Source organism: Lentihominibacter sp. (assembly GCF_046951855.1).
Taxonomy (GTDB): domain Bacteria; phylum Bacillota; class Clostridia; order Peptostreptococcales; family Anaerovoracaceae; genus Lentihominibacter; species Lentihominibacter hominis.
The window spans coordinates 36,426-58,068 of record NZ_JBKTXS010000011.1; the positions used below are offsets into that span (position 1 = coordinate 36,426).

The 21,643-nt window shown below is 38.9% G+C and carries 21 protein-coding genes and 1 other RNA gene; 18 read left to right on the forward strand and 4 right to left on the reverse strand.

The window, feature by feature from the left end; translation table 11 throughout:
- The first annotated feature begins 22 nt into the window (after nt 1-22).
- From ACLR96_RS04655 to ACLR96_RS04690, 8 genes are all read left to right on the forward strand, one after another.
- Complete coding sequence (locus tag ACLR96_RS04655) at nt 23-1,237, forward strand: CaiB/BaiF CoA transferase family protein (RefSeq protein ID WP_412265307.1); 1,215 nt, start codon at nt 23-25, stop codon at nt 1,235-1,237.
- Nucleotides 1,234-2,439, forward strand: a complete 1,206-nt coding sequence (locus ACLR96_RS04660) for a CaiB/BaiF CoA transferase family protein (RefSeq protein WP_187524765.1) — start codon at nt 1,234-1,236, stop codon at nt 2,437-2,439. Before ACLR96_RS04655 ends, ACLR96_RS04660 begins: the two co-directional genes overlap by 4 nt.
- A 244-nt stretch (nt 2,440-2,683) precedes the next feature.
- The gene (locus ACLR96_RS04665; protein WP_187524764.1) at nt 2,684-3,607 is read left to right on the forward strand and encodes a DMT family transporter; all 924 of its coding nucleotides are present in this window, start codon (nt 2,684-2,686) and stop codon (nt 3,605-3,607) included.
- Nucleotides 3,573-4,997, forward strand: a complete 1,425-nt coding sequence (locus ACLR96_RS04670) for a nicotinate phosphoribosyltransferase (RefSeq protein ID WP_187524763.1) — start codon at nt 3,573-3,575, stop codon at nt 4,995-4,997. Before ACLR96_RS04665 ends, ACLR96_RS04670 begins: the two co-directional genes overlap by 35 nt.
- Before the next feature lie 170 nt (nt 4,998-5,167).
- Nucleotides 5,168-6,217, forward strand: coding sequence for a sensor histidine kinase (locus tag ACLR96_RS04675; protein ID WP_187524762.1), 1,050 nt, complete (start codon nt 5,168-5,170; stop codon nt 6,215-6,217).
- Nucleotides 6,217-6,924 carry a response regulator transcription factor gene (locus ACLR96_RS04680; protein ID WP_187524761.1) on the forward strand — a complete coding sequence of 236 codons (708 nt, stop codon included), beginning with the start codon at nt 6,217-6,219 and terminating at the stop codon, nt 6,922-6,924. Before ACLR96_RS04675 ends, ACLR96_RS04680 begins: the two co-directional genes overlap by 1 nt.
- A gap of 46 nt (nt 6,925-6,970) precedes the next feature.
- Entirely contained in the window at nt 6,971-8,269 is a 1,299-nt protein-coding gene (locus ACLR96_RS04685) for a TrkH family potassium uptake protein (RefSeq protein WP_412265311.1), read from the forward strand.
- 14 nt (nt 8,270-8,283) lie between these two features.
- Entirely contained in the window at nt 8,284-8,964 is a 681-nt protein-coding gene (locus ACLR96_RS04690; RefSeq protein WP_187524759.1) for a potassium channel family protein, read from the forward strand.
- Nucleotides 8,965-9,006: 42 nt separating this feature from the next.
- On the opposite strand, the gene fba is transcribed toward ACLR96_RS04690, so the two are convergent.
- Both fba and ACLR96_RS04700 read right to left on the reverse strand, forming a co-directional pair.
- The gene (fba, locus tag ACLR96_RS04695) at nt 9,007-9,936 is read right to left on the reverse strand and encodes a class II fructose-1,6-bisphosphate aldolase (protein ID WP_187524758.1); all 930 of its coding nucleotides are present in this window, start codon (nt 9,934-9,936) and stop codon (nt 9,007-9,009) included.
- Between the two features lie 11 nt (nt 9,937-9,947).
- On the reverse strand, nt 9,948-10,334 hold the full coding sequence (locus tag ACLR96_RS04700) for a hypothetical protein (protein WP_187524757.1): 387 nt from the start codon (nt 10,332-10,334) through the stop codon (nt 9,948-9,950).
- Nucleotides 10,335-10,500: 166 nt separating this feature from the next.
- Between ACLR96_RS04700 and ACLR96_RS04705 the strand changes: the two genes are divergently transcribed.
- The 7 genes from ACLR96_RS04705 to ssrA all read left to right on the forward strand — a co-directional run bounded on the left by ACLR96_RS04705 (nt 10,501) and on the right by ssrA (nt 14,328).
- Nucleotides 10,501-11,466: an RluA family pseudouridine synthase gene (locus ACLR96_RS04705; protein ID WP_187524756.1), complete on the forward strand. Its 966-nt coding sequence runs from the start codon at nt 10,501-10,503 to the stop codon at nt 11,464-11,466.
- Between the two features lie 15 nt (nt 11,467-11,481).
- Nucleotides 11,482-12,027: a signal peptidase I gene (gene lepB, locus ACLR96_RS04710; protein ID WP_177269910.1), complete on the forward strand. Its 546-nt coding sequence runs from the start codon at nt 11,482-11,484 to the stop codon at nt 12,025-12,027.
- Nucleotides 12,028-12,546, forward strand: a complete 519-nt coding sequence (gene lepB / locus ACLR96_RS04715; protein ID WP_177269908.1) for a signal peptidase I — start codon at nt 12,028-12,030, stop codon at nt 12,544-12,546. It abuts the gene before it with no gap.
- A 41-nt stretch (nt 12,547-12,587) separates the two neighbouring features.
- Nucleotides 12,588-13,085, forward strand: a complete 498-nt coding sequence (gene lepB / locus ACLR96_RS04720; protein ID WP_177269906.1) for a signal peptidase I — start codon at nt 12,588-12,590, stop codon at nt 13,083-13,085.
- Nucleotides 13,086-13,124: 39 nt separating this feature from the next.
- Complete coding sequence (gene smpB / locus ACLR96_RS04725; RefSeq protein WP_177269904.1) at nt 13,125-13,589, forward strand: SsrA-binding protein SmpB; 465 nt, start codon at nt 13,125-13,127, stop codon at nt 13,587-13,589.
- A gap of 12 nt (nt 13,590-13,601) precedes the next feature.
- Nucleotides 13,602-13,931, forward strand: a complete 330-nt coding sequence (locus tag ACLR96_RS04730) for a hypothetical protein (RefSeq protein WP_177269902.1) — start codon at nt 13,602-13,604, stop codon at nt 13,929-13,931.
- Between the two features lie 23 nt (nt 13,932-13,954).
- Nucleotides 13,955-14,328, forward strand: a transfer-messenger RNA (tmRNA) gene (ssrA, locus tag ACLR96_RS04735).
- 298 nt (nt 14,329-14,626) lie between these two features.
- Here ssrA and ACLR96_RS04740 read toward each other — a convergent pair.
- Together ACLR96_RS04740 and ACLR96_RS04745 are read right to left on the reverse strand one after the other, a co-directional pair.
- Nucleotides 14,627-15,895 (reverse strand): sensor histidine kinase, encoded by a 1,269-nt coding sequence (locus ACLR96_RS04740; protein WP_177269900.1) that lies wholly within the window; start codon nt 15,893-15,895, stop codon nt 14,627-14,629.
- A gap of 25 nt (nt 15,896-15,920) precedes the next feature.
- Nucleotides 15,921-16,619, reverse strand: a complete 699-nt coding sequence (locus tag ACLR96_RS04745; protein ID WP_177269898.1) for a LytR/AlgR family response regulator transcription factor — start codon at nt 16,617-16,619, stop codon at nt 15,921-15,923.
- 176 nt (nt 16,620-16,795) lie between these two features.
- Here ACLR96_RS04745 and ACLR96_RS04750 point away from each other — a divergent pair, with 176 nt between their 5' ends.
- From ACLR96_RS04750 to ACLR96_RS04760, 3 genes are all read left to right on the forward strand, one after another.
- On the forward strand, nt 16,796-17,551 hold the full coding sequence (locus ACLR96_RS04750) for an ATP-binding cassette domain-containing protein (RefSeq protein WP_177269896.1): 756 nt from the start codon (nt 16,796-16,798) through the stop codon (nt 17,549-17,551).
- Nucleotides 17,538-19,637 carry an FtsX-like permease family protein gene (locus tag ACLR96_RS04755; protein ID WP_177269894.1) on the forward strand — a complete coding sequence of 700 codons (2,100 nt, stop codon included), beginning with the start codon at nt 17,538-17,540 and terminating at the stop codon, nt 19,635-19,637. The genes ACLR96_RS04750 and ACLR96_RS04755 overlap by 14 nt, the downstream gene beginning before the upstream one ends.
- Before the next feature lie 237 nt (nt 19,638-19,874).
- On the forward strand, nt 19,875-21,518 hold the full coding sequence (locus ACLR96_RS04760) for an APC family permease (protein ID WP_177269892.1): 1,644 nt from the start codon (nt 19,875-19,877) through the stop codon (nt 21,516-21,518).
- Nucleotides 21,519-21,643: the final 125 nt, after the last annotated feature.

The following is a 21,643-nucleotide window of genomic DNA, read 5'->3' on the forward strand; positions in this document are numbered from 1 at the left end:
AGTGAAGATGCGGAGGGGAAAAATGTCCAGAATATTAGATGGAGTGAGGATCATAGATTTTACTCAGGGTCATACGGGGAGCTATGGAACGATGTTGCTTGCTGATTTTGGCGCAGAAGTGATAAAAATCGAAGATCACAAGACAGGGGGAGATGTTCTCAGAAGCAGCTTCCCTAAAAATGAAAAAGGCAGTGCATACCATGCTTATATGAACCGGGGAAAAAGGAGCATCTGTGTAGACAGACATTCTCCTGAGGGCCGGGAAATTATAAAAAAGCTGATAGTCGGAGCTGATGTGGTATGTGAGTCGTTTGCAGCAGGAGAGCTAAAAGCGTGCCATCTGGATTACGATACTATGGTCAAGATCAATCCGAAAATAATATATGCTTCTCATACAGGATTCGGAAAAACTGGACCTATGAGTGTAACAGAAGGAAATGATCTCACTGCAGAAGCTTTATGCGGACTTATGCAGATAACCGGATTTCCGGACCATAAACCTACAGCTCATGGTTCGAGAATGGCGGATCAGTTTGGCGGTGTATTTTTGGCCTTTGCCGTAATAGGGGCGTTGATGGCAAGAGATGAAAGCGGAAAAGGGCAGCAAATAGATATAGCTTCTTCAGATTGTATGTTTACAGCTCTGGAGGACAGTGTGGTAGAGGCTGCTATGTCAGGAAAACGCTTTGAAAGAGAAGGCAATCGTTCAAGAAGTATAGCTCCGTATGATACTTTTGAGGTAAAAGACGGGATCATATCTACTGCTGTATCTACCAATGCTCAGTGGAAAAAGTTCTGTGAGGCCATGGATATGGAAGAACTTCTTGATGATCCAAGATATTCCACTAACGAATCACGGGGAGAAAACTATGATAGTAGTCTCAGAAAAATAATAGCAGATAAATTCAAAGATATGACCAAATGGGAGGTGGAAGCCTTACTTAGGCCATATAACATTCCCAGCGGCCCGGGCTACACTGTACCGGAAGCATTTGACAATGAGCAACTCAATTCGCGAAACATGGTTATAGAAGTGAAAGATAAAGCTATCGGAGCTATAAGAATGCCGGGTTATCCCATAAAGATATCGGGAATAGATGACGTGCCTTCAGGATCAGCACCTCTTTTGGGGGAGGATACGTTACAGCTTCTTGAAGAACTGGGAATGGACGGCGGACAGATACGCGATATGGAGAAAGCCGGCATCGTAATGTGTGAAGGAGGTAACGAGAGATGAGACCGTTTGAAGGAATAACAATACTGGATTTCACACAGGCATACAGTGGACCATATTGCGCTATGAATCTGGCAGATTACGGAGCGCGAGTCATTAAAGTAGAACGAGTAGACGGAGGAGACCAGTCAAGATTCTGGAATCCTTACGCTGCCAATGGAAACAGTGGATATTTCGCTGTATATAACAGAAATAAAGAAGGCATTGCGGTTGATATGAGTGAGCCCGAGGGAAAAGAAATTATAAGAAAACTCTACGGGCAGGTAGACGTAGTGCTGGAAAATTTCAAATTCGGCACCCTGGATAAACTTGGGCTGGGATACGAAGAAATGAAAAAAGTGAATCCGCAGATTATATTTGCTTCTATAACAGGCTTTGGCCAGACCGGTCCTTTGAAGACAAATACTGCATATGACAATGTTATAGAATGTATGTGTGGATTTATGGAAATGACCGGATTTCCACATCTTCCTCCTCTCAGATCAGGAGCGTCAGTAGCTGATAGTTACACGGGCCTGACTATGGCTCTTGCCATAGCACTGGCTTGCTACGATAAGAAGCGTACCGGAAAGGGTAGGCGCATAGATGTGGCTATGCTGGATACCATGTTTGCTACCATAGAGGACGCAGTACTTACATATGCGCTGACAGGAAAACAAATAAGCAGGACAGGTAACGCTAAACCGAGAGAAATCGTACCGTATGATACATATGATTGCGCAGATGATTTTATAGCAGTTGGAATAAACGATGAATCTATGTGGCCTGATTTTTGCGATGCTATCCAGATGCCGGAATTGAAAAGTGATCCTCGCTATGCTACGAATGACTTAAGATGTGAGAATTTTGAAAGTTTTACAAGGCTAATGCAGGATGTTTTTAAAGATAAAACATCATCATGGCTTATGGAAAGATTTTCAGAATACAGAATACCGGCAACCACTATAGTTGATCCGGTAGATGCAATGAAGCATCCTCAGATATTGGCAAGGGATATGATCATAGATATAGATGATCCTAACGTAGGGCATTTTAGAGCTTTCGGAATACCTGTAAAATTCAGTGGAACCCCGGGTTATGTAAAGAAGCCGTCACCTCTTTTAGGGGAGAACAGCTGTGATGTTTTAAAGGAAGCAGGATATACTCAGGAGGAAATTGATGGGCTGATAGCCGGTGGGATAATAGGAACAGCAGATGCTGTATAACATAAAGGATCAGGATGATAAAAATTCAGAAACAGCAGTTTCCGTTGAGGAGACTGCTGTTTTTGTGTATAAACATTGATATTGTAGTGATTCGGAATAGGTGTTATAATAATAAACGATGTGCCGATGAAAAATTTGTTTTATTATGTAGGAAATATTAATAAAGTTGGCTTTTGAATCGGAATAGGCAGGGTTGGCTTTGTTTTTTAGTCGAAGTTTTTGTTTTAGACTGGGTGGTGAAAAGTTGAAAGAAAAGAGCTCAGCATTCTTACTGATGTGTCTACTGGTGTGTTTGTGGGGGCTTGATTATGTCGTTGCCAAAGAAGCTCTGACGGTGCTGGAGCCTATGAATCTTCTGTTTTTAAAATACTGTATAGGAGCGTTGCTGGTACTGGCCATAAAGCTTAAACAGGACAGAAAGACGATAGTTCGCGTCAAGGACATACCATTTTTTATAATTTGTTCACTGACGGGAGAGATACTTTATTATTTTTGTGAATATACGGCGATGGATTATCTGCCTGTATCACTTATCACGATAATATTATCATTTGTTCCGGCGGTGTCAATGATAGTAGAGAGAATTGTTTTTAAAAGAAAATTCACAGTAAAGATGCTGCTTGGAATAATCATATGTATTGCAGGGGTTGCCATAATAATAGGCGCTGATTTCAGAACTTTGTTTCAGGGAAGGATGATAGGGTATCTTCTTGCCTTTGGAGCTGTAATTTCATGGAATATTTATAATTTTATAACGTCATCGTTATCAAAAAATTATTCCAGCCCCAGCATGGCCTTTAATCAGCTTTTATGTACTATTCTGATTATAGGTCCGTATGCCATACATACGATGCCGCCCATTGATTCATTTTCAAAAGGCGTAATAGGCGGAATAATATATCTCGGTTTAGTAAACGCAGGTCTTGGATTTACTATTGTTGTAAGAGGGCTGAAGGTACTTGGGCCAACTATATCGGCTATGTTTTCAAATTTTCTTCCTGTTACAGCGACTTTTTTCGGCTGGTTGTTCTTGGGGGAATCCATCGGGATAATGCAGTTTATAGGCGGGATTATAGTTGTAGCGTCATCTTGTATAGTTATCAAAGAGAAAGGTAAGATGGAGGAACAGTTAGATGATAGAGAAGCTGAACCTGACGATGTTGACTGATTTTTATGAAATAACCATGGCCAATGGCTATTTTTGCAGTGATATGGCTGATGACATAGCGTATTTCGATATGTTTTTCAGAAGAATACCCGATGAGGGCGGCTATGCTATAATGGCAGGGTTGGAGCAGCTTATTGAGTATTTAAAAGGATTGGAATTTACAGATGAAGATATAGAATTTCTGAAAGGAAAGAATATTTTTGATGAAAAATTTCTTAACTACCTCAGAGATTTTAAGTTTACATGTGACGTGTGGGCGGTACCTGAAGGAACGCCGATTTTTCCTGGAGAGCCTATAATAACTGTAAGGGGACCTGTGATGCAGGCTCAGTTTATAGAGACAATGATGCTTTTGATAATAAATCATCAGAGTCTCATAGCTACAAAGGCAAGCCGTATTGTAAGAGCAGCGTCGGGGAGACCTGTGATGGAGTTCGGAACAAGAAGAGCTCACGGAGCCTCGGCAGCAGTATATGGAGCTCGGGCGGCATATATCGGCGGCTGTGCAGGAACAGCATGTACCATATCTGACAGAGATCACGGAATACCGGCTATGGGAACTATGGCTCATAGCTGGGTACAGATGTATGATGATGAATATGAGGCATTTAAAAAGTATGCGGAGATATATCCCACGAATTGTACGCTGCTGGTAGATACTTATAATGTGCTTAAGTCAGGAGTTCCTGCCGCCATAAAAGTTTTTAAGGAAGTAAAGCCTGAGAAGATGGGAATAAGGATAGATAGCGGAGACATAACTTATCTTACAAAAAAAGCAAGGAAAATGTTAGATGAGGCAGGACTGAAAGAATGTTCAATAGTGGTTTCAAATTCTTTGGATGAATACCTTATAAGAGATATTATATCAGAGGGTGCATGTGTTGATTCATTTGGAGTAGGAGAGCGTCTTATTACAGCAGGTTCAGAGCCGGTTTTCGGCGGAGTGTATAAGCTGTCTGCTCTTGAGAAGAACGGGAAGATGATACCTAAGATAAAGAAAAGCGAAAATGTCGAAAAAATAACCAATCCGGGTTTTAAAAGCGTTTTCCGTATCTTTGACAAAGATAGCAGCAGAGCTTTGGCAGATATAATCGTTTTAGACGGAGAAACTATTCCCGAAGGCGAGGAGTATGAAATCTTCGACCCTGAAGCTGTATGGAAGAGAAAGAAAATAAAAAACTTCTATGTCAGGAATTTGAGAGAACAGATCTTTGAGGGAGGAAAATGTGTGTATAAATGTCCTTCTATTGACGAAATTCGAGATTACTGTACACAACAGCTGGATGCTATGTGGGATGAGATGAAGCGTTTTGAGAATCCACAGACTTATTATGTAGATCTTTCTTACAACCTATGGAAATTAAAACACGATATGATAGAAGATCTGTAAACAGAAAACATCTATAAACTTTGATTCAAGCGTAAATATGAATTGATCCGGGAGTCCGTCAGGCAGACGGCGCTCCCGGTTTTTTGATGATCTTAAAAAATATTCCCTGAATCAAATCTTTGCCAAATCCTAACTTTCGCTGTGTTATAATGTCCGTGCCGGAGGAAGATATGAAAAAAATAAAAGATCAAATAAAAGACTTTTTTATAATGATGATAGTTTTAGCATTATCATTCGGCTTGATTATTTGTATTCAGAGATTCTTTATAACAGAGGTGATCGCCCCGATCATTTTTGTATTAGCAGTATTTATTGTAGCATTGACTACTAAGGGATATATATGGGGGATCGTGACTGCTTGTCTGAGCGTAGTAGCTGTAAATTTCGCTTTTACATTTCCTTATTTCAAATTCAGTGTTTCTATCTCGGAGAATATTTTTTCCGGGATAGTTATGCTTTTTGTTGCAGCTATGACCAGCACCCTGACTACAAAAATAAAAAAACAGGAACGGCTGCGAAGAGAAGCAGAGAAAGAGAAGGTAAGAGCAGATTTGCTGAGGGCTGTATCTCATGATATACGTACACCGCTTACTACTATTTACGGATCAAGTTCCACTGTAATGGAGAACTACGATATGCTTTCAAAAGAGCAGCAGATGAAATTGCTGGCAGGAATAAAGGAAGAGGCAGAGTGGCTTATCCGTATGGTGGAAAATCTTTTGTCCGTTACACGTATAGATGGCGGTAATGTTTCAGTAATAAAAACTCCTACTGTTCTGGAAGAGCTTATAGATTCGGTGTTGATGAAATTTAAAAAACGATATCATGGACAGAATATAGATGTAAAGATGCCGGATAGTTTTATAAGTATTCCTATGGATGCCATACTTATAGAGCAGGTGTTGCTTAATTTTTTGGAGAATGCTGTGCTTCATGCAGAGGGAATGACAAAGGTATCTATGGAAGTGTTTATAGATGGAAACAATGCTCTGTTTGAGATCTCTGATAATGGCTGTGGGATACCCGAGGATAAAGTTGAGGCTATGTTTGCAGGTTACGGCGGATCCGGCGAGTTTGTAGCTGATGGAAGCAAACAGAGTTTAGGTATTGGACTTTCGGTATGTGCTGCGATAATAAAGGCCCATGATGGAGAGCTTAGAGTAAAAAGCAGTGAATATGGGACAGTCATAGGATTTTCTCTCAAAATGGAGGATACATAATGGGTAATAATAAGTATAAAATATTGATCGTAGAAGATGAAGTCAATATTCGCAGCTTTGTGGAAGCTATATTAGAGACAAACAGATATCAGGTAATAACTGCTGAGACATGTGAAGAGGGAATAATAATGTTTTCTTCTCATAATCCTGATCTTGTTATTCTTGATTTGGGCCTTCCCGATAAAGATGGCTTGGAATTTATAAAGGAAATACGGGCAGGATTTATAACTCCTATCATAGTATTGTCTGCGAGGATGGCCGAGCGCGATAAAGTTGTGGCTCTGGATATGGGAGCCAATGATTATATATCCAAGCCATTCGGTACTGAAGAACTTATGGCGAGAGTCAGGGCTACTCTCAGAAACAGTCGATATAATGTGGCTGCCGGAATATCTCCTGCAGGCAAGTTCAAGGCAAACGGCCTCAGTATAGATTACGATCGCAGGGAAATAACTGTAGACGGGAAAAAAGTCAGCCTTACACAGACAGAATATAATATTGTTGCATTTCTTTCGGAGCATTCCGGTAAAGTCATGACATATGCTTCTATCATACGTGCTATATGGGGTACGGAAGATCGTGGAAGTATAAAAAAATTACAGGTGAATATGGCTAATATCCGAAAGAAATTCGGCAGCAAACCGGGCAGCAATCATTATATTTTAAATGAACTGGGAGTAGGATACCGTATGATCGACGGTGAGTGAGCGTAAAGCGAAGCTAGTGATTTTAATTACAATATGGAAGGATAATATGTTTAAGTTAATAAAAAAACAGTCTACAGGCAGACTCATCGCTATGGGATTTGCTCTGACGATTTTACTGGGTTCAATTCTGCTTATGTTGCCGTGCAGCGTTAAAGAGGGGGTTACTCTTCATTATATAGATGCACTTTATACATCTACGAGCGCCGTTTGTGTAACAGGGCTTATAGCTGTTGATGCAGGAGATACATTCACATCTTTGGGACAATTTTTTCTTGGATTTCTCATTCAGGTGGGAGGACTGGGCGTCACTGCCGTGGGAGCTGGTGTTATAGTAGCTATAGGTAAGAAAGTGAATTTCAGAGGAAGAAATATTATCGGGGAGGCGATGAATATTAACTCCCGTAAAGGTATGGTCAAATTCGTAAAAAGTATATTTTTTACGACTCTGGTTTTTGAATTATTGGGAGCTGTATTCAGTTTCACTGTTTTTATTCAGGATTACCCTCCTCTCAAAGCTGTAGGAGTCAGTTTGTTTCATTCGGTAGCGGCTTTTAACAATTCCGGCTTTGATATCTTGGGAGGTATGAAAAACCTGATTCCGTATCAGCATAATGTAGTGCTTAATATTGTTACATGTGTGCTGATATTCTTCGGAGGTATAGGATTTCTTGTAATAAAAGAGATTTTATCCAAACGTCTGCACTGGAAAAAGTTTTCAATGCATACCAAAGTGGTGCTTTCTGTAAGCATAGTGTTGATTATAGCTGGAACATTGCTGATAAAACTTACAGAAGATGTAACATGGATGGGAAGTTTTTTTCATAGTGTTTCGTCCAGAACAGCAGGATTCTCCACATATCAGTTAGGTGAATTTTCTGATGCGGGGCTTCTGGTATTGACAGTATTGATGTTTATAGGAGCATCTCCGGGATCAACAGGAGGCGGCATAAAGACAAGTACGTTTTTCGTATTGCTTCAGGGGATCAAATCATCTGCTACCAATAAGATGGAAGAAGCGTTTCATTATGCTGTTCCGGCTAATGCTTTTCATAAGGCTGCAGTAATAACCCTGATAGCATTGGGAGTGATACTTTCCGGAACATATATAATGATTATAATGGAGCCTGATGTTTCAACGATGGATGCGTTGTTTGAGGTGACAAGCGCATTTGGTACTGTGGGCCTGTCTACAGGAATAACATCGGGGTTGAGCGTAGGAAGCAAACTTCTTTCAATCATTGTTATGTATATAGGAAGACTTGGCCCCTTGACAATTGCTTCATTATGGTATTTTATAAAAGGTGAGAGAACTCGTTATCCTGAAGGAAATATTTCCATTGGTTAATATAGGAGGAAAAAATGTTTGGCAGATACAGAAGTGAAAAAATTTCGTACGGAATAGTAGGTCTGGGGCGTTTCGGATATGCTTTGGCAAAAGAAATGGCCGGACTGGAAGCAGATTTGCTGATTCTGGATAAGAATGAAGAGAAGGTAAGGGAAATAAGAGAATATACGGAAAATGCGTTGGTTATAAAGAATCTTGATAAGGGTTCTCTTTTGGAAACAGGCATTCAGAATTGTGACGTGGCCATCGTCTGTATAGGTGAGCAGATGGATATATCTATATTGACTACGCTGAATCTTGTGAGTCTTGGCATACCGGAAGTTATTGCTAGAGCTACAAGTACAGAGCATGGGCAGATTCTGGAAAAGCTCGGTGCGAAAGTAGTTTATCCGGAGCATGATATGGCAGCCAGACTTGCACATAAATTAGAAGATGCTGATATGCCGGAGTTTGCGGAGCTGGATGAACATATAAATATATCAAAATTAACCATTTCATATGATATGGAAGATGAATCCATAGCTGAAGTGAATTTACGAGGAAAGTTCGGAGTTAATATAATCGCTATAGAGAATGAAGAAGAAGTATTTTATGATATAGATCCGGATTATGTATTCAAAGAAGATGATGTCATTTATGTGATAGGAGATAAGGAGAACCTCAACGAACTTACAGAATGGATAGATGATGATTGATTAAAAAATTCCGGGTATACATCAATACCCGGAGTTTTTTATTTATTTTTTGTTTGAGGCATTCAGTACATTCTTTATCTTATGCTGTACCATTCCTTTGATTGCATCTCTGGCAGGTCCGAGATATTTTCTCGGGTCAAAATCTTCGGGATGTTCTGCAAAATGTTTTCTTATTTCGGCAGTCATAGCAAGCCTGAGATCAGTATCTATATTTACTTTACAGATTCCGTATTTAGTAGCGGTTTTTATCATATCTTCGGGAACTCCCTGCGCTCCAGGGATATTTCCTCCGTATTCGTTGCATTTTGAAACAAATTCGGGAAGTACTGTAGATGCTCCATGAAGAACAAGAGGCGTATCAGGGATCAGCTTATGAATCTCTTTGAGTCTTTCAAAATCAAGATATGGTTCACCTTTAAATTTATATGCTCCATGGCTCGTTCCTATAGCTATCGCCAATGAGTCGACGCCTGTTTTTTCGACAAATTCAGCGGCCTCTTCGGGAACTGTAAAAGTAGCGTTTCTCGCTGATACTTTTACGTCGTCTTCGACTCCGGCCAGTTTGCCGAGCTCAGCTTCCACTGAAACTCCTTTGCTGTGAGCATACTCCACTACCTGTTTTGTAAGTTTGATGTTTTCCTCAAAAGGATGCTTTGATCCGTCTATCATTACAGAAGTAAACCCATCGTCTACACATTTCTTACAGATATCAAAATCAGCACCGTGATCCAGATGAAGCACGATGTCAAGTCCGGTATCTATGATAGCCGCTTCCACCAACTTCACAAGGTATGTGGGATTGGCGTATTTTCTCGCGCCTGCGGAAACCTGCAGAATAAGAGGAGCACTTTCTTCCTGGGCAGCTTCTACGATACCCTGAATGATTTCCATGTTGTTGACATTAAAAGCGCCTACGGCATAATCCTCTGTAAGTGCTTTTTTGAACATCTCTTTTGTAGTTACTAGAGCCATGATTACCTCCTTTAATCGGTTATAATATCTAAAATCTCTTCTTGTAAAGAGCTTACTGGTATTTGGAATGTTCCGACTTTCAGAGAAGAGGCTTTATCGGAACTTGTAATATATTCCTCAAAGTCTGCAGCTGCCGCAATAAGACCTGCTTCTTCAAGTTTTTGAGATACTGTAGCGGCAGTATCCGAGTCTTCTATGGTGACTGATATTGTTTCGGTTTCAGAAGTTGATTCAGTCGTTTTTTCCGTTTGTGTTGCGGCTGCTTCACGTGCCAGCTTTTCAGGATAATCCATAATAGCCCCTATTCTGGTATATATTATGAAAGCAGCTACAGCCAGTATTATCAATACAATGATTATATCGTTTTTATTATAAAAAAAGTCTTTAATCTTTCTCATATTAATACTCCTTTTGATGATATTCATCACATACATACTTACTTTAACATATTTCGTGTATTTTCTCAAATCCAAAAGGAGGCTTTTTCATGAAAATTTCTTCACAGATGAAAATTTCTTTACAAAAAATTGTATTTGCATAGGCACTTGTTGTATAATCATAGACATGGTGAAATTAATAATAAGTGAAAATGAGGCAGGTCAGAGACTTGACAGGTTTTTGAGGAAGTATTTGAGAAAAGCTTCTCTGGGCTCTATATATAAAATGATCAGAAAAGATGTGAAGCTTAACGGAAAACGTGTCCGTGAAGATACGATGCTTTGTTCGGGTGATGAACTCAGTCTTTATATGAAAGAAGAAAGAGTGAAGATACTTACAGCTCCCGATAAAAAAAAGACTGCCAGAAAACAGTTTAAAATTATATATGAAGACAATAATATATTGATAGTCGATAAACCTTGGGGACTTCTCACTCATGGTGACTCTCATGAGAAAAAAAATACCTTGGCCAATCAGGTATGCGGTTATCTTCAGGAATGCGGCGAATACGATCCGGCACATGAAAGAACGTTTACACCGTCTCCTGTAAACAGGCTTGACAGAAATACTACGGGGCTGGTGATATTCGGAAAGAATTCGGAAGCGCTGAGAAAGCTGACCGCGGTGATACGTCGCAGAGACGGTATTGAAAAATACTATATGACGATAGTGTGCGGATGTTTGAAGCAGCCTATAGTGCTGGAGGACAGACTTGTTAAGGATCAGGGCAGAAATATTTCACAGATTGCAAACGGGAATAGGGGAAAGGATGCTGTTACCTATGTTGCTCCTGTTGTATCATGTAAAGAATTTTCTCTTGCCGAGGTAAGAATATTGACAGGAAGGACCCATCAGATAAGAACCCATCTTTCACATGCAGGATTTCCTCTTGCAGGAGATGCTAAATATGGAGACAGAAATGTAAACGCAAAACTTAAAAAACACGGTATAACAACGCAGCTGCTGCATGCCTGTAAACTGAAGTTTGCAGATTCGGCAGACGTAATAAAGGAACTTCGGGGCAAAACTGTAGAAGCACCTATGCCTGCTGAATTTCTCAGGGTCAAAGAGCTTCTGATATCCGAAAAGTAACAGAAAGGGTTAATTATGAACAGATCGACAAATGAGCAGAAGTATGCGAGAAGGAGAAAGTCACCTTATATGGTGGCTGTAGCTTTAGCTATAGTTATGTTTATGGTGGTGGCTCCGGAGGTGAACGAAGGAGATGCTATGTCCCCTACGATAAATGACGGACAGCTTCTTGTGGTAAGCAAAACATCTTATTCAGCAAAACGGGGCATTCCTGACAGAGATAAACTGGTAATTCTTGAAAAAAACGCAAAAAATGCACAGAACGTCTCCAAAGATAATATAATAGCTCGTGTAGCGGGGCTTCCGGGAGAAACTGTTGAAATAAAAGACGGAAAAATATATATAGACGGAGATGAATATGTTACTGAAAACGGCATAAAAGGTTCTGACGGAGATCTTAAGGTAAAGTTAACGAAAGATGAAGTTTTCCTTCTCTGTGACAATAGAGATAAATACATAGACAGCAGAAATGAAAAACTGGGACCGGTGAACATGAAAGACATTAAAGGCAATGTTCTTTTCTGTATATGGCCATTTTCCAGATTCGGAGGCATTGATTAAATGAAGGAATTTATAAAGGATATAGCAATAGCTTTAGTAATAGTGATCGCCATAACGCTGATAATAAAGCCTACGATAGTCAAGGAAAGTTCTATGGAGCCTACTCTTTATGAAAATAACTATTTATTTGTTAATAAGCTTGCCTATCTTACAAAAGATCATCCCGATTATGGGGATATTATAATCTTCAAGTCTGATATAGATAAAGATGACGGAAGCGGCAAGAAGATATTGATAAAACGTGTCATTGCAGTTGAGAATGATGTTGTTACCGTTTCTGAAGGAAATGTGTACAGAAACGGTATAAAACTTGATGAAAGTTATACCCTTGAGGGATTTACGTCAGGCGATATAAAGGACTATGCCGTACCGGAGAATGAAGTCTTTGTTATGGGAGATAATAGAGGTGTGAGTCTGGACAGCAGATCAGGCGAAGTGGGGACTATAAGCGAAGATTCGATAATAGGAAAAGCATTTTTCAGGCTGTATCCGTTTAGTGAAATAGGATTATTGAAATAGTAATAAAAGTAGAGTACATATTTTCGGCGGGGAGGTTTTTTATGCTTAAAAAAATGTTACTTTACTTATTATCAGCCGGTATAGGTATATTGTCAGCTGTTGTTCTTTCTGGGGTATTTACTGTCACTACCGTGATGGGAAGCGGTATGGAGCCGACAATAGATGATGGAAGCAAGGTTCTCATAAATAAAATAGCATATGGGGCTGACAAAAACAAGAATCCTGAAGTGGGCGATGTAGTGGCTTTTGGAAGTGATGTATATGGAGAAGAAGGCGAAGGTGCAATTCTTGTAAGAAGAGTAGCCGGAAGTAGCGGAGATGTGGTGGAAATAAAAGATAATATTTTTTATTTGAATGGAAAGCCATATGAGAAATATATGGCGGAAGCCGTGCATATGGATCCTATTGACGAAATTAAACTTGGCGACAATGAAATCTTTGTGCTGAGTGATAACAGAAAATCTTCTATGGACAGCAGAAATGAAGCTATAGGAGTCATAGACAGCAGGGACTGTATAGGCAGGATCTGCTTTAAATAAAAAGACGGGAAGAGATGATTGCTTTCTCCGGTCGGATTTATGAAAGGAAGAGTATATCTGATGAAGGTTGTGGCCAATAATAAAAAGGCAAGACATGATTATTTTATAGAAGAAACATATGAAGCTGGGATAACTCTTACAGGAACTGAGATAAAATCTGTCAGACAGGGAAAAGTCAGTATAAAAGAGAGTTATGCCAAAATAGAAAATGAGGAGCTTATTCTTTATGGTATGAATATAAGTCCTTATGAGCATGGCAACAGATTTAATGCTGAGCCGCTCCGTTCGAGAAAACTTCTTCTGCACAAACGTGAAATAAGGAAACTAATAGGGTATACTACATTAAAAGGCTTGACTTTAGTGCCGCTTAAGATGTACATTAATGGTAGAGGTTTGGCAAAGGTTGAAATTGCAGTAGCCCGAGGAAAGAAGGAATATGATAAAAGACATGATATTGCTAAAAGGGACGCTGACAGAAGGATGCAGCAGGCCATGAGAAGGTAAGGAGGCTATATTATGCAAAGTTTCTTAAGTAAAATGGGAAAGACAGCAAGTTCTGCTGTAAGCAAAGCAGGAAATAAAGCCGGTGAACTGATTGAGATAACTAAACTGAAGAGCCGGATCAGTTCGGAAAAACAGGCGATAGTATCTGCAAAGCAGGAAATCGGTGAATATTGTTATGATCTCTTTAAATCTGAAAATATGAAAGACAAGAATATAAAAGAATATTGTGAGAAGATCAAAGCATGTGAAGATAATATAGAACAGCTGGAACAGGAGATACAGGCTGCTAGAGAAGAATATAAGGCAGAGTCTAAAGAAGAGGAAGATACTGCGGTTGAGTAACCATAACCGATAGTTTCATACATGGGGATGTTTTTGGTTTCGACGGGGGTGTGGAAGCCGGATAAGCGAGCCGTAGTCGCCAAGTCTACGTTAAAAGTGGCCGTTTAAATACAAACGCTAAAAAGAATAATAATTTCGCACCTATGGCTATGGCTGCGTAGTCAGTCATAAGCTGTGCGTGTCAGCTTCGGTTTACCTGTAGGCCGGATGTCTGGCATCGATTATACAGGAAAACCTTGCGAGAGTTCCCGGTATCGTAAGGGAATAACGGGATAGCTGATCGTAAAGCCTGCTTTTGGGCGATGCGAGAAGTGAAATAATAAAACAAAAGCTTCGCTCGGAGAAAATCCGGTGGAAATGCTTTCGGACACGGGTTCGACTCCCGTCATCTCCACCATACACATAAAACCCGCCTGTTAAGGCGGGTTTTATTATATCTTAAGATAAATTACAGTTTCAAAATGAGGCTTATAAGGAGTAAATATCAAAGATATGATAAAGAATCATTATAGAAGTTTATGTGGAGAAATGTATGATATTTTTGCATAAAGATGCACCGCCGGATGAATTGAAATTTTATCTTTCATATACGTAAAAAGGAATGTCTGTTTTGGAACCTTTGTGTGGCAGCGGCAGGTTTATGCTTCATTTTATGGAAAGAGGTATCGATATTTACTGATATGGATATATGCTGTTTATTTGATCAATATTATAACTTTAAATTCTGCATCTGTATATGAAATATCTATAGTTCCGCCGTAACGTGAAACAATGCTCTGTATAGAAGAAAGTCCGATTCCGTGGTGTTTGGAATTATTCTTATCTGTAAGAAAACGGCCTTTCTGCTGGTGAATGGGATTTACTTTAGTATTTATGATTTCATAGCTGAAATATCCGCTATCTGAGCACCTCGCTTTTAGGGAAATACGTCTTTTGGTTTTATCCGGAATTTTTCGTATTGCCTCGATAGCGTTGTCCAGCGTATTGGTAAAAATAGAGCAAAGGCTTATGTTGTCTATTATTACGCTGTCAATACTGATGTTGAAAAATATGTCGGTTTTGAGTTCTGAAAGCTGATTGTATTTTATGTTTAGTACGGCGTTTACGACTTTGTTTTTGCAGAATCTTCGGTTTGGAGCCTCAAGGCTTACGGATAAAGTTTCAAAATATTCCAGGGCTTCTTTGTTGTTTTTATTTTTAAGCAGCAGACCGATTATTGTCAAATGATTGTTCATATCGTGACGGAGTTCACGGATCTTTGTCTGATTTTTTTCTAAGATTTCATAATAATTTTTTTGGAGTTTGAGATTCTTTTTTTCCATATCAGCATAAATCCCGTCAGCAAGATTAGATGCGAGACGAATGCTGCAGGAACTTGTTATTATACATGCAATAACACATGGCCATACTTTATATGTTTCACTGGGTGTAAAATATACGCAGGTGAAAATACCTGCAAAAGGTGCGAGACATATGATGATCATAATGGTCCATGTTCTGTTGTCTAGAAGTTCTTTCATTTTTATCAGGGATTTTTTTGAATAATAATAAAAAACGTACCAGAAAAGAACGACAAACAAGTATGTATTCACGGAAAAGATAAGATTTTCTATAGTATCTGTCTCAGTATAGTGACGAAAGAAAAAGAAGCTTCCTATTGCATTGTGAAGAAAGTTCAGACCTGTTGCTATAGGAAACAGAATTACCGCCATAGCCAGCTTGATCAGAGGTTTTCCTTTGAATAAGAGAAAATTTATCAGAAGGAACAATATGGCCACTATTGTGATATTTACAGGGTCACCTGCTAAAATAGCGAATGTGGAAACTATGGACAGACCACCCCAGATAATAAAAAAGAAAATTTTAGGTTTTTTTCTTTCCAGACAGCAGGAAATGATTTTATAAAAAATGTATCCTACGATGAATTGAAGGATGTTCGAAAATACTGTTAAGATTGTTATCATTAATTCCCGTTCCTCATATTCTGTTCTATTGCAGCATCATTTTAGCAAAAGCCATAGCCAGTTCATGTCTGTAGGTGCGGCTGACAGGAAGCTTCTCATCATGGCATATGCAGTAGTTTGAACCGATTTCTGATACATAGTTGAGATTTATCAGATATCGATTGTGAATCCTCTGATAACACGGAGGCATCTTTGTTTCCACGTCATTCAGTTTTCCGTAAAAGATATCAGTGCCTTCCGTACTTACAGCAAATATATTGCGTTTGTCACTTTTAAAGTAAGTTACCTTTTGTGTGTTGATACATAAAATACCGGATCTTTGTTGGATTACTAGAGAATGTTCTTTTCGGATATCCAGTTCAGAAATCGCCCTGTCAAGAACTTCTTTGATTTTAGTTTCACGATAAGGTTTTAAGATATAGTGAAATGCCTGCACTTCATAACCCTGAAAAACAAAATCCGGATAAGCCGTAACAAATATAATAAGCATTTTTTTTCCTGATTTTCTCAGTTGGCGCGCAGTTTCCATGCCATCTACAGATCCCATTTTAATATCAAGGAAAAGCAGATGGATATCTTTTTTATTTTTATATTCCAGAAGTTCCTCGCCTGATGTGAATTCAGTTATATGATAATTGATACCGGTAAGATCCATATGTATTTCGATTAAATGCCGAAAATCTTTAAGAAGTTTTTTATCGTCATCACAAATTGCAATATTCATAGTTATCTCCAAAATATTTCGCAATAGATTAACATATTTTTTTATCTATTGTCAAACTTGAGAGTCAAACTTTACAGTAAAGATACCAAACTTGTCATTTTGTTTGCTGTTACTTTCTATCCGGCTTTACTAAAATTAATGCGGACAAAAATAGTAAAAGAGAGTGAGGGCGAATAATGTTACAAGTAGAAAACCTGAATAAAAGCTATAAAAACGGATTTAACATTTATCCGGTTTTAACGGATGTATCTTTAAAGGTAAACCAAGGAGAATTTGTTGCGGTAATGGGACCTTCAGGCAGTGGCAAGACTACACTGCTCAACTGTATTTCCTGCTTTATTCCTTATGATAGCGGTACGATTAGATTAGGAGGGAGGGTAATTTCTGATTTGAGTGAGAAAGGACTATCTAAAGTTAGAAATGAAAAGCTGGGGTTTATTTTTCAGGATTTTATGCTCCTTGATGGTCTTACGGTAAAGGAAAATGTCTGCCTTCCTCAGATCATCGCCAAAAAGCCTATCGTAGAGATGGAGGAAAAAGCCGGCATGCTTTGCAGTTTGTTTGGTATTAGTAAGATTATGGAAAAGTATCCGGCGGAAATATCGGGCGGAGAAAAGCAGCGTGCGGCAGTGGCAAGATCTCTGATGAACGATCCTTACGTTATCTTGGCTGATGAACCCACAGGGAATCTGGATAGCAAGTCATGCAAAGCAGTTATTGATGCTTTTTTACAGGCAAAGAATCAGGCTGGAGCTACGATTTTTATGGTGACACATGATAGTTACGCAGCATCATTTTGCGACCGGGTTATTGTACTGAAAGATGGCTGCATTCATCAGGAGCTTACAAGAGCGTCAACAAGACGCGCATTTATGGATGAACTTCTTAACACTCTCAGGATTTTAGGAGGTGACATCGATGACAATGAATAAGCTTTATGGAAAACTGAGAAAAAATGACAGAGGTCAATATCTGCTTCTGGGATTCTGCAGTTTTTTGTCGGTACTTTTGATAACATCTTTTGCTTTGATGTATTTTGGGCCGACAGTACAGAATTTTTTGCCGGAAGGAGGAGATACCCGTAAAATGGCAGCATTATTGTTTGTTGTTACAGCGATTGGCTGCTTTATTTTCACTATTTATGCATCAAATTTGTTTTTTCGATATAAAGCCAGAGAATATGGTATTTTTATGGCGTTAGGTTTTTCCAAAAAATCTCTTGAAAAACTGCTGTTTCGTGAGCTTTCTCTAATTACCGCAGCATCTTCATTGCTTGGACTGATTTGCGCTATACCGGTTTCATATTTTATCTGGAAAGTATTTGAATTGTTTATTATTTCTACTGAGCAAATGAGTTATCATTTTGGATCATTAGGTTTTGTTCCCGGGATTATTTTCAGTATAGTATTGGTATTGATGTTGGGAGCTGTGGGAAAACGGTTTATCAGAAAGTCAAGTATTATGGATATCCTCAGGACTCAGCATAAATCAGAAATGGTGAAGGAAATAAAACCGTGGATATTTCCGACAGGCATAGTTTTTATTGTTGTCGGTATAATTCTCGGTACAGGATTGCCGCAATTTTCTGCAAGAGTATTTGGTTTTCATTTGCCCGGTATCGTCAATCTCATATATTTATTATCGGTTGCAGGGATTTATATGGTGCTTCTCAGTATAGTAAGTCAGAGCCGTTTGAAAAAGAATAAAGAAAAGTATTATAAGAATCTTGTTTCTGTAAGTTTAATGCGATTTACTGCAAAGGCAGCAACCAGGAATATGTGTGTTATTGTACTGTTAATTTTCGTATGCTGTTTCTCAGCTTTTTATGGGATGCAGTATTCCTTAGCTCCTGATATAGCCAAGGATGAGGGTGGAAAAGCTTTTTCCTTTCATAGTCCTGTGTTGGAAAAACAGATAACCAAAAAGGATATTTATGAAACTGCCGCAGAATATGATATGGATATAACCGAATTTGCAGAAAGTGATGCTGCAAATCTTGTTATTTCATATCATTCAGTAGATCTTACAGATGATGATCGTTATGTAGAAAAATATGATAAAGATAAAAAGAGCGCACTGTTTATATCTGCATCCGATTTTAAGAAGGTTTCAGGGCAAGATGTTAAGATAAGATCAGGTACTTATAAGACAGTTGTTCCGGTAGATTTTAAAGAGAATTTTTTTGATAAAACCGATGGGCTGGATAAGATCAAAAATCCCGATTCTCGAAAGTTCATGGATGTAAAATTTGACGGTACACTGGAATTCAGTTCATTTTATTCTATGAGTACTCCGTTTGCCTATGTTTTAGATGATGCTGACTATGAAAAAATAACGGAAAACCTTTCTGATATTTATAGAGAAAATTTAGTATTTTTTAATGTGGCAGATGTAAATAATTCCTATGATTTTGCAAAAGATTTGCTGGAGCAATATGTAGTGAATTGTACAGAACTATCAAATCATCTGGGTTACTGGGATTTATGGGAAGAGAAGCAGGCGCAGGCTGTTGGTGAGGAATACGGATACAGCGGTACTATTGATATGACTACAGAAAACGATTTGCTTCTTTCGGACTGGAAATATGCGCCGGGGTTTAATATTATATTAATCCAGGATCAGATGCAGCTTATCAGTGTTTATGTAATGCTTTGTCTATATATTTTTATTATTTCACTTGCAGCAATTTCTGTTATGACTTACGTCAGGAGTATTTCTGTTGCTGCAGATAATTACGAATTGTTTGCCAGCTTGGAAAGGCTGGGAGCTGACAGGCAGTATCGAAGAAAGATATTGAAAAATCAATTGTCGAAGATATTTCAGTATCCTGCGGCAATAGGTTGCGGTATAGGATTCATATTTTCATTTGCTATGGATTTTTTTAATGACGGAAGAATAGCAGAAACCGAAGTGATTGCGTTGATTGTTTTGGGCGGAATCATATTGATGATCGCGGCAGTCCTCTTTGCAGTATATAAATATTCGATAAAAAAGGCTATGACAAAAATTTTACTGTGACATACTGTTTTGTGAATACTTTAATTGCTACTAATATTATGAAAATAAAGTAATATTCAGTAAAATTATAAAAGGACGTTCTATAAAAGTCAGAAAGATGACAATAATATCATGTTCATTGAGAAGACAGAATGATACAATGACTCTACAAAGTAGCGGAAAATTCAAAAAAATCTGCGAAAAGGGGTGAAATGGATTACAGATAGTAAGGTAAATTTCATTTAGGGAGGAAGTATCATGAAAGTTAATTATGAAGGCGGTCAGGTGCTGACTGATGTAGTACCTGGCTTGAAAAAAACTCGATTCTCTTTTAGCGCGGTGCTGTTCTTTATTTTCTGTTCAGTCAGCGGAGGAGCTTTTGGGATCGAGTCCATCATTCCGGCTTCAGGACCGGGGCTGACCCTTGTTCTTCTTGTGGTTATACCACTTATGTGGGCGCTGCCGATGGGGCTTTATGTATCTGAGCTTACGAATCTGGCACCTGTAGATTCGGGTCCTTATGTATGGGTGAAGATGGCATTTGGTGAATTCTGGGGCTTTGTCTTCGGATTGTGGATGGCCGTGGCATGGTATTTGACGGGTGCGTCTTATATTGTTCTCGCAACGGATTACATAGGCATGTATATAGATATGAGTCCTATGGTAACACTTGCGGTAAAAGTTGCTATTATTCTTGTATTTACAGTAGTAAACCTGCTTGGTCTCCAGGAAGTAAATGTGGTTAATACAATATTTACATTTATAATTCTTGCGGCATTCCTTGCTGTAGCCATTGTCGGTCTGGCTCATTGGGAGAATAATCCGTTTGATCCATTCATGAATGTTGAAGCTGGAGCATTTTCCAGTCTTGGAGTAGGTATCGCCATAGGTGTGTGGATGTTCTGCGGTTATACGGCAATAGCAAATCTCGGCGGAGAGATTGAAAATCCTCAGATTATTCCTAAGGGAATGAAATGGTGTATTGTTTTGATGATGGTAGCTTATATTCTTCCTACTCTCGGAGGAATAGTATCTACAGGTCCGTGGAGCGAATGGGGTTCTACCATAGATTACTCGAGTGTCCTTTTCACACATGTTGGAAAATGGGCAGGAGTTGCCTTTATGATCACGGCGGTAATATCTCAGCTGGCTCTTCTCAATGCGACGACAGCTACGGCATCAAGGTCATTTATGATTCTGGGAAAAGATCATTTATGTCCTAAGTTTTTATCGACAGTTTCCAAGAATCGTAAAGTTCCCATTTGGCCGATCGTTATACTTGCAGTGCTTAACGTTATACTGGTAAATCTGGACTTTGAAATTCTGGTTATCATTCTCTCGCCGCTGCTCTTCGTATGTTATGCAGGATTTGCTGTTGCATTTCTGAAATTGAGGAAGCTGTATCCGGTGCAGAAGAGGGGGGATCTGTACTATGTCAAAGGCAGATTTTCTCCTTACTACATAGTAATATCAATGATGATCATCGGAATAGTGGGAATCCTGATGAACGGAACTGAATACTTCCTGCTTGGCTATGTTCTTATTCTGTTTGCTCTTCTTATGTACATTATCTGTAAGAAGATATACGGAGGTCTTTCTGTTGATAATCCTCTTCAGTACCCGAGAAATCCAAAAACAGGTTTAGGAAAAGGAGATACTATAAGGATAGGAAAGTTTTTCCTTATATTCGGTGTCTTAGCGCTTGGAGGATCACTGTTCCTCAGATGGTATGAGGGAGACTGGGGACATGATTATTACTTGGATCTGTATGGTTCGGGACTGATCAGTAACTGGGAACTGATGATAACTCTTCTTACATGGATAGGCGCAGGTATGCTTATATTGAGTTTGATTCTTCATATCGTTGGAAAGAAAGCTGACCCTATTCCTGATGATGAATAACAGGGTTTTAAAGTAAACAGATAAGCCTCCTGACTGTAAAGCGGCTTATTTAAAAGTCAGGAGGTTTTATCATGCAGGGAAGAATATTATTTCAATGTAAATAATTTGTGAATTCTGAAAATAAT

Coding starts and splice junctions, on each gene's coding strand:
- ACLR96_RS04680 (WP_187524761.1), top strand. CDS start 6,217: ATGGGTAATAATAAGTATAAAATATTGATCGTAGAAGATGAAGTCAAT.
- ACLR96_RS04660 (WP_187524765.1), top strand. CDS start 1,234: ATGAGACCGTTTGAAGGAATAACAATACTGGATTTCACACAGGCATAC.
- lepB (WP_177269908.1), top strand. CDS start 12,028: ATGAAGGAATTTATAAAGGATATAGCAATAGCTTTAGTAATAGTGATC.
- ACLR96_RS04705 (WP_187524756.1), top strand. CDS start 10,501: ATGGTGAAATTAATAATAAGTGAAAATGAGGCAGGTCAGAGACTTGAC.
- fba (WP_187524758.1), bottom strand. CDS start 9,936: ATGGCTCTAGTAACTACAAAAGAGATGTTCAAAAAAGCACTTACAGAG.
- ACLR96_RS04740 (WP_177269900.1), bottom strand. CDS start 15,895: ATGATAACAATCTTAACAGTATTTTCGAACATCCTTCAATTCATCGTA.
- ACLR96_RS04670 (WP_187524763.1), top strand. CDS start 3,573: ATGATAGAGAAGCTGAACCTGACGATGTTGACTGATTTTTATGAAATA.
- ACLR96_RS04750 (WP_177269896.1), top strand. CDS start 16,796: ATGTTACAAGTAGAAAACCTGAATAAAAGCTATAAAAACGGATTTAAC.
- ACLR96_RS04755 (WP_177269894.1), top strand. CDS start 17,538: ATGACAATGAATAAGCTTTATGGAAAACTGAGAAAAAATGACAGAGGT.
- smpB (WP_177269904.1), top strand. CDS start 13,125: ATGAAAGGAAGAGTATATCTGATGAAGGTTGTGGCCAATAATAAAAAG.
- lepB (WP_177269910.1), top strand. CDS start 11,482: ATGAACAGATCGACAAATGAGCAGAAGTATGCGAGAAGGAGAAAGTCA.
- ACLR96_RS04690 (WP_187524759.1), top strand. CDS start 8,284: ATGTTTGGCAGATACAGAAGTGAAAAAATTTCGTACGGAATAGTAGGT.
- ACLR96_RS04700 (WP_187524757.1), bottom strand. CDS start 10,334: ATGAGAAAGATTAAAGACTTTTTTTATAATAAAAACGATATAATCATT.
- ACLR96_RS04745 (WP_177269898.1), bottom strand. CDS start 16,619: ATGAATATTGCAATTTGTGATGACGATAAAAAACTTCTTAAAGATTTT.
- ACLR96_RS04675 (WP_187524762.1), top strand. CDS start 5,168: ATGAAAAAAATAAAAGATCAAATAAAAGACTTTTTTATAATGATGATA.
- ACLR96_RS04760 (WP_177269892.1), top strand. CDS start 19,875: ATGAAAGTTAATTATGAAGGCGGTCAGGTGCTGACTGATGTAGTACCT.
- ACLR96_RS04655 (WP_412265307.1), top strand. CDS start 23: ATGTCCAGAATATTAGATGGAGTGAGGATCATAGATTTTACTCAGGGT.
- ACLR96_RS04730 (WP_177269902.1), top strand. CDS start 13,602: ATGCAAAGTTTCTTAAGTAAAATGGGAAAGACAGCAAGTTCTGCTGTA.
- ACLR96_RS04685 (WP_412265311.1), top strand. CDS start 6,971: ATGTTTAAGTTAATAAAAAAACAGTCTACAGGCAGACTCATCGCTATG.
- lepB (WP_177269906.1), top strand. CDS start 12,588: ATGCTTAAAAAAATGTTACTTTACTTATTATCAGCCGGTATAGGTATA.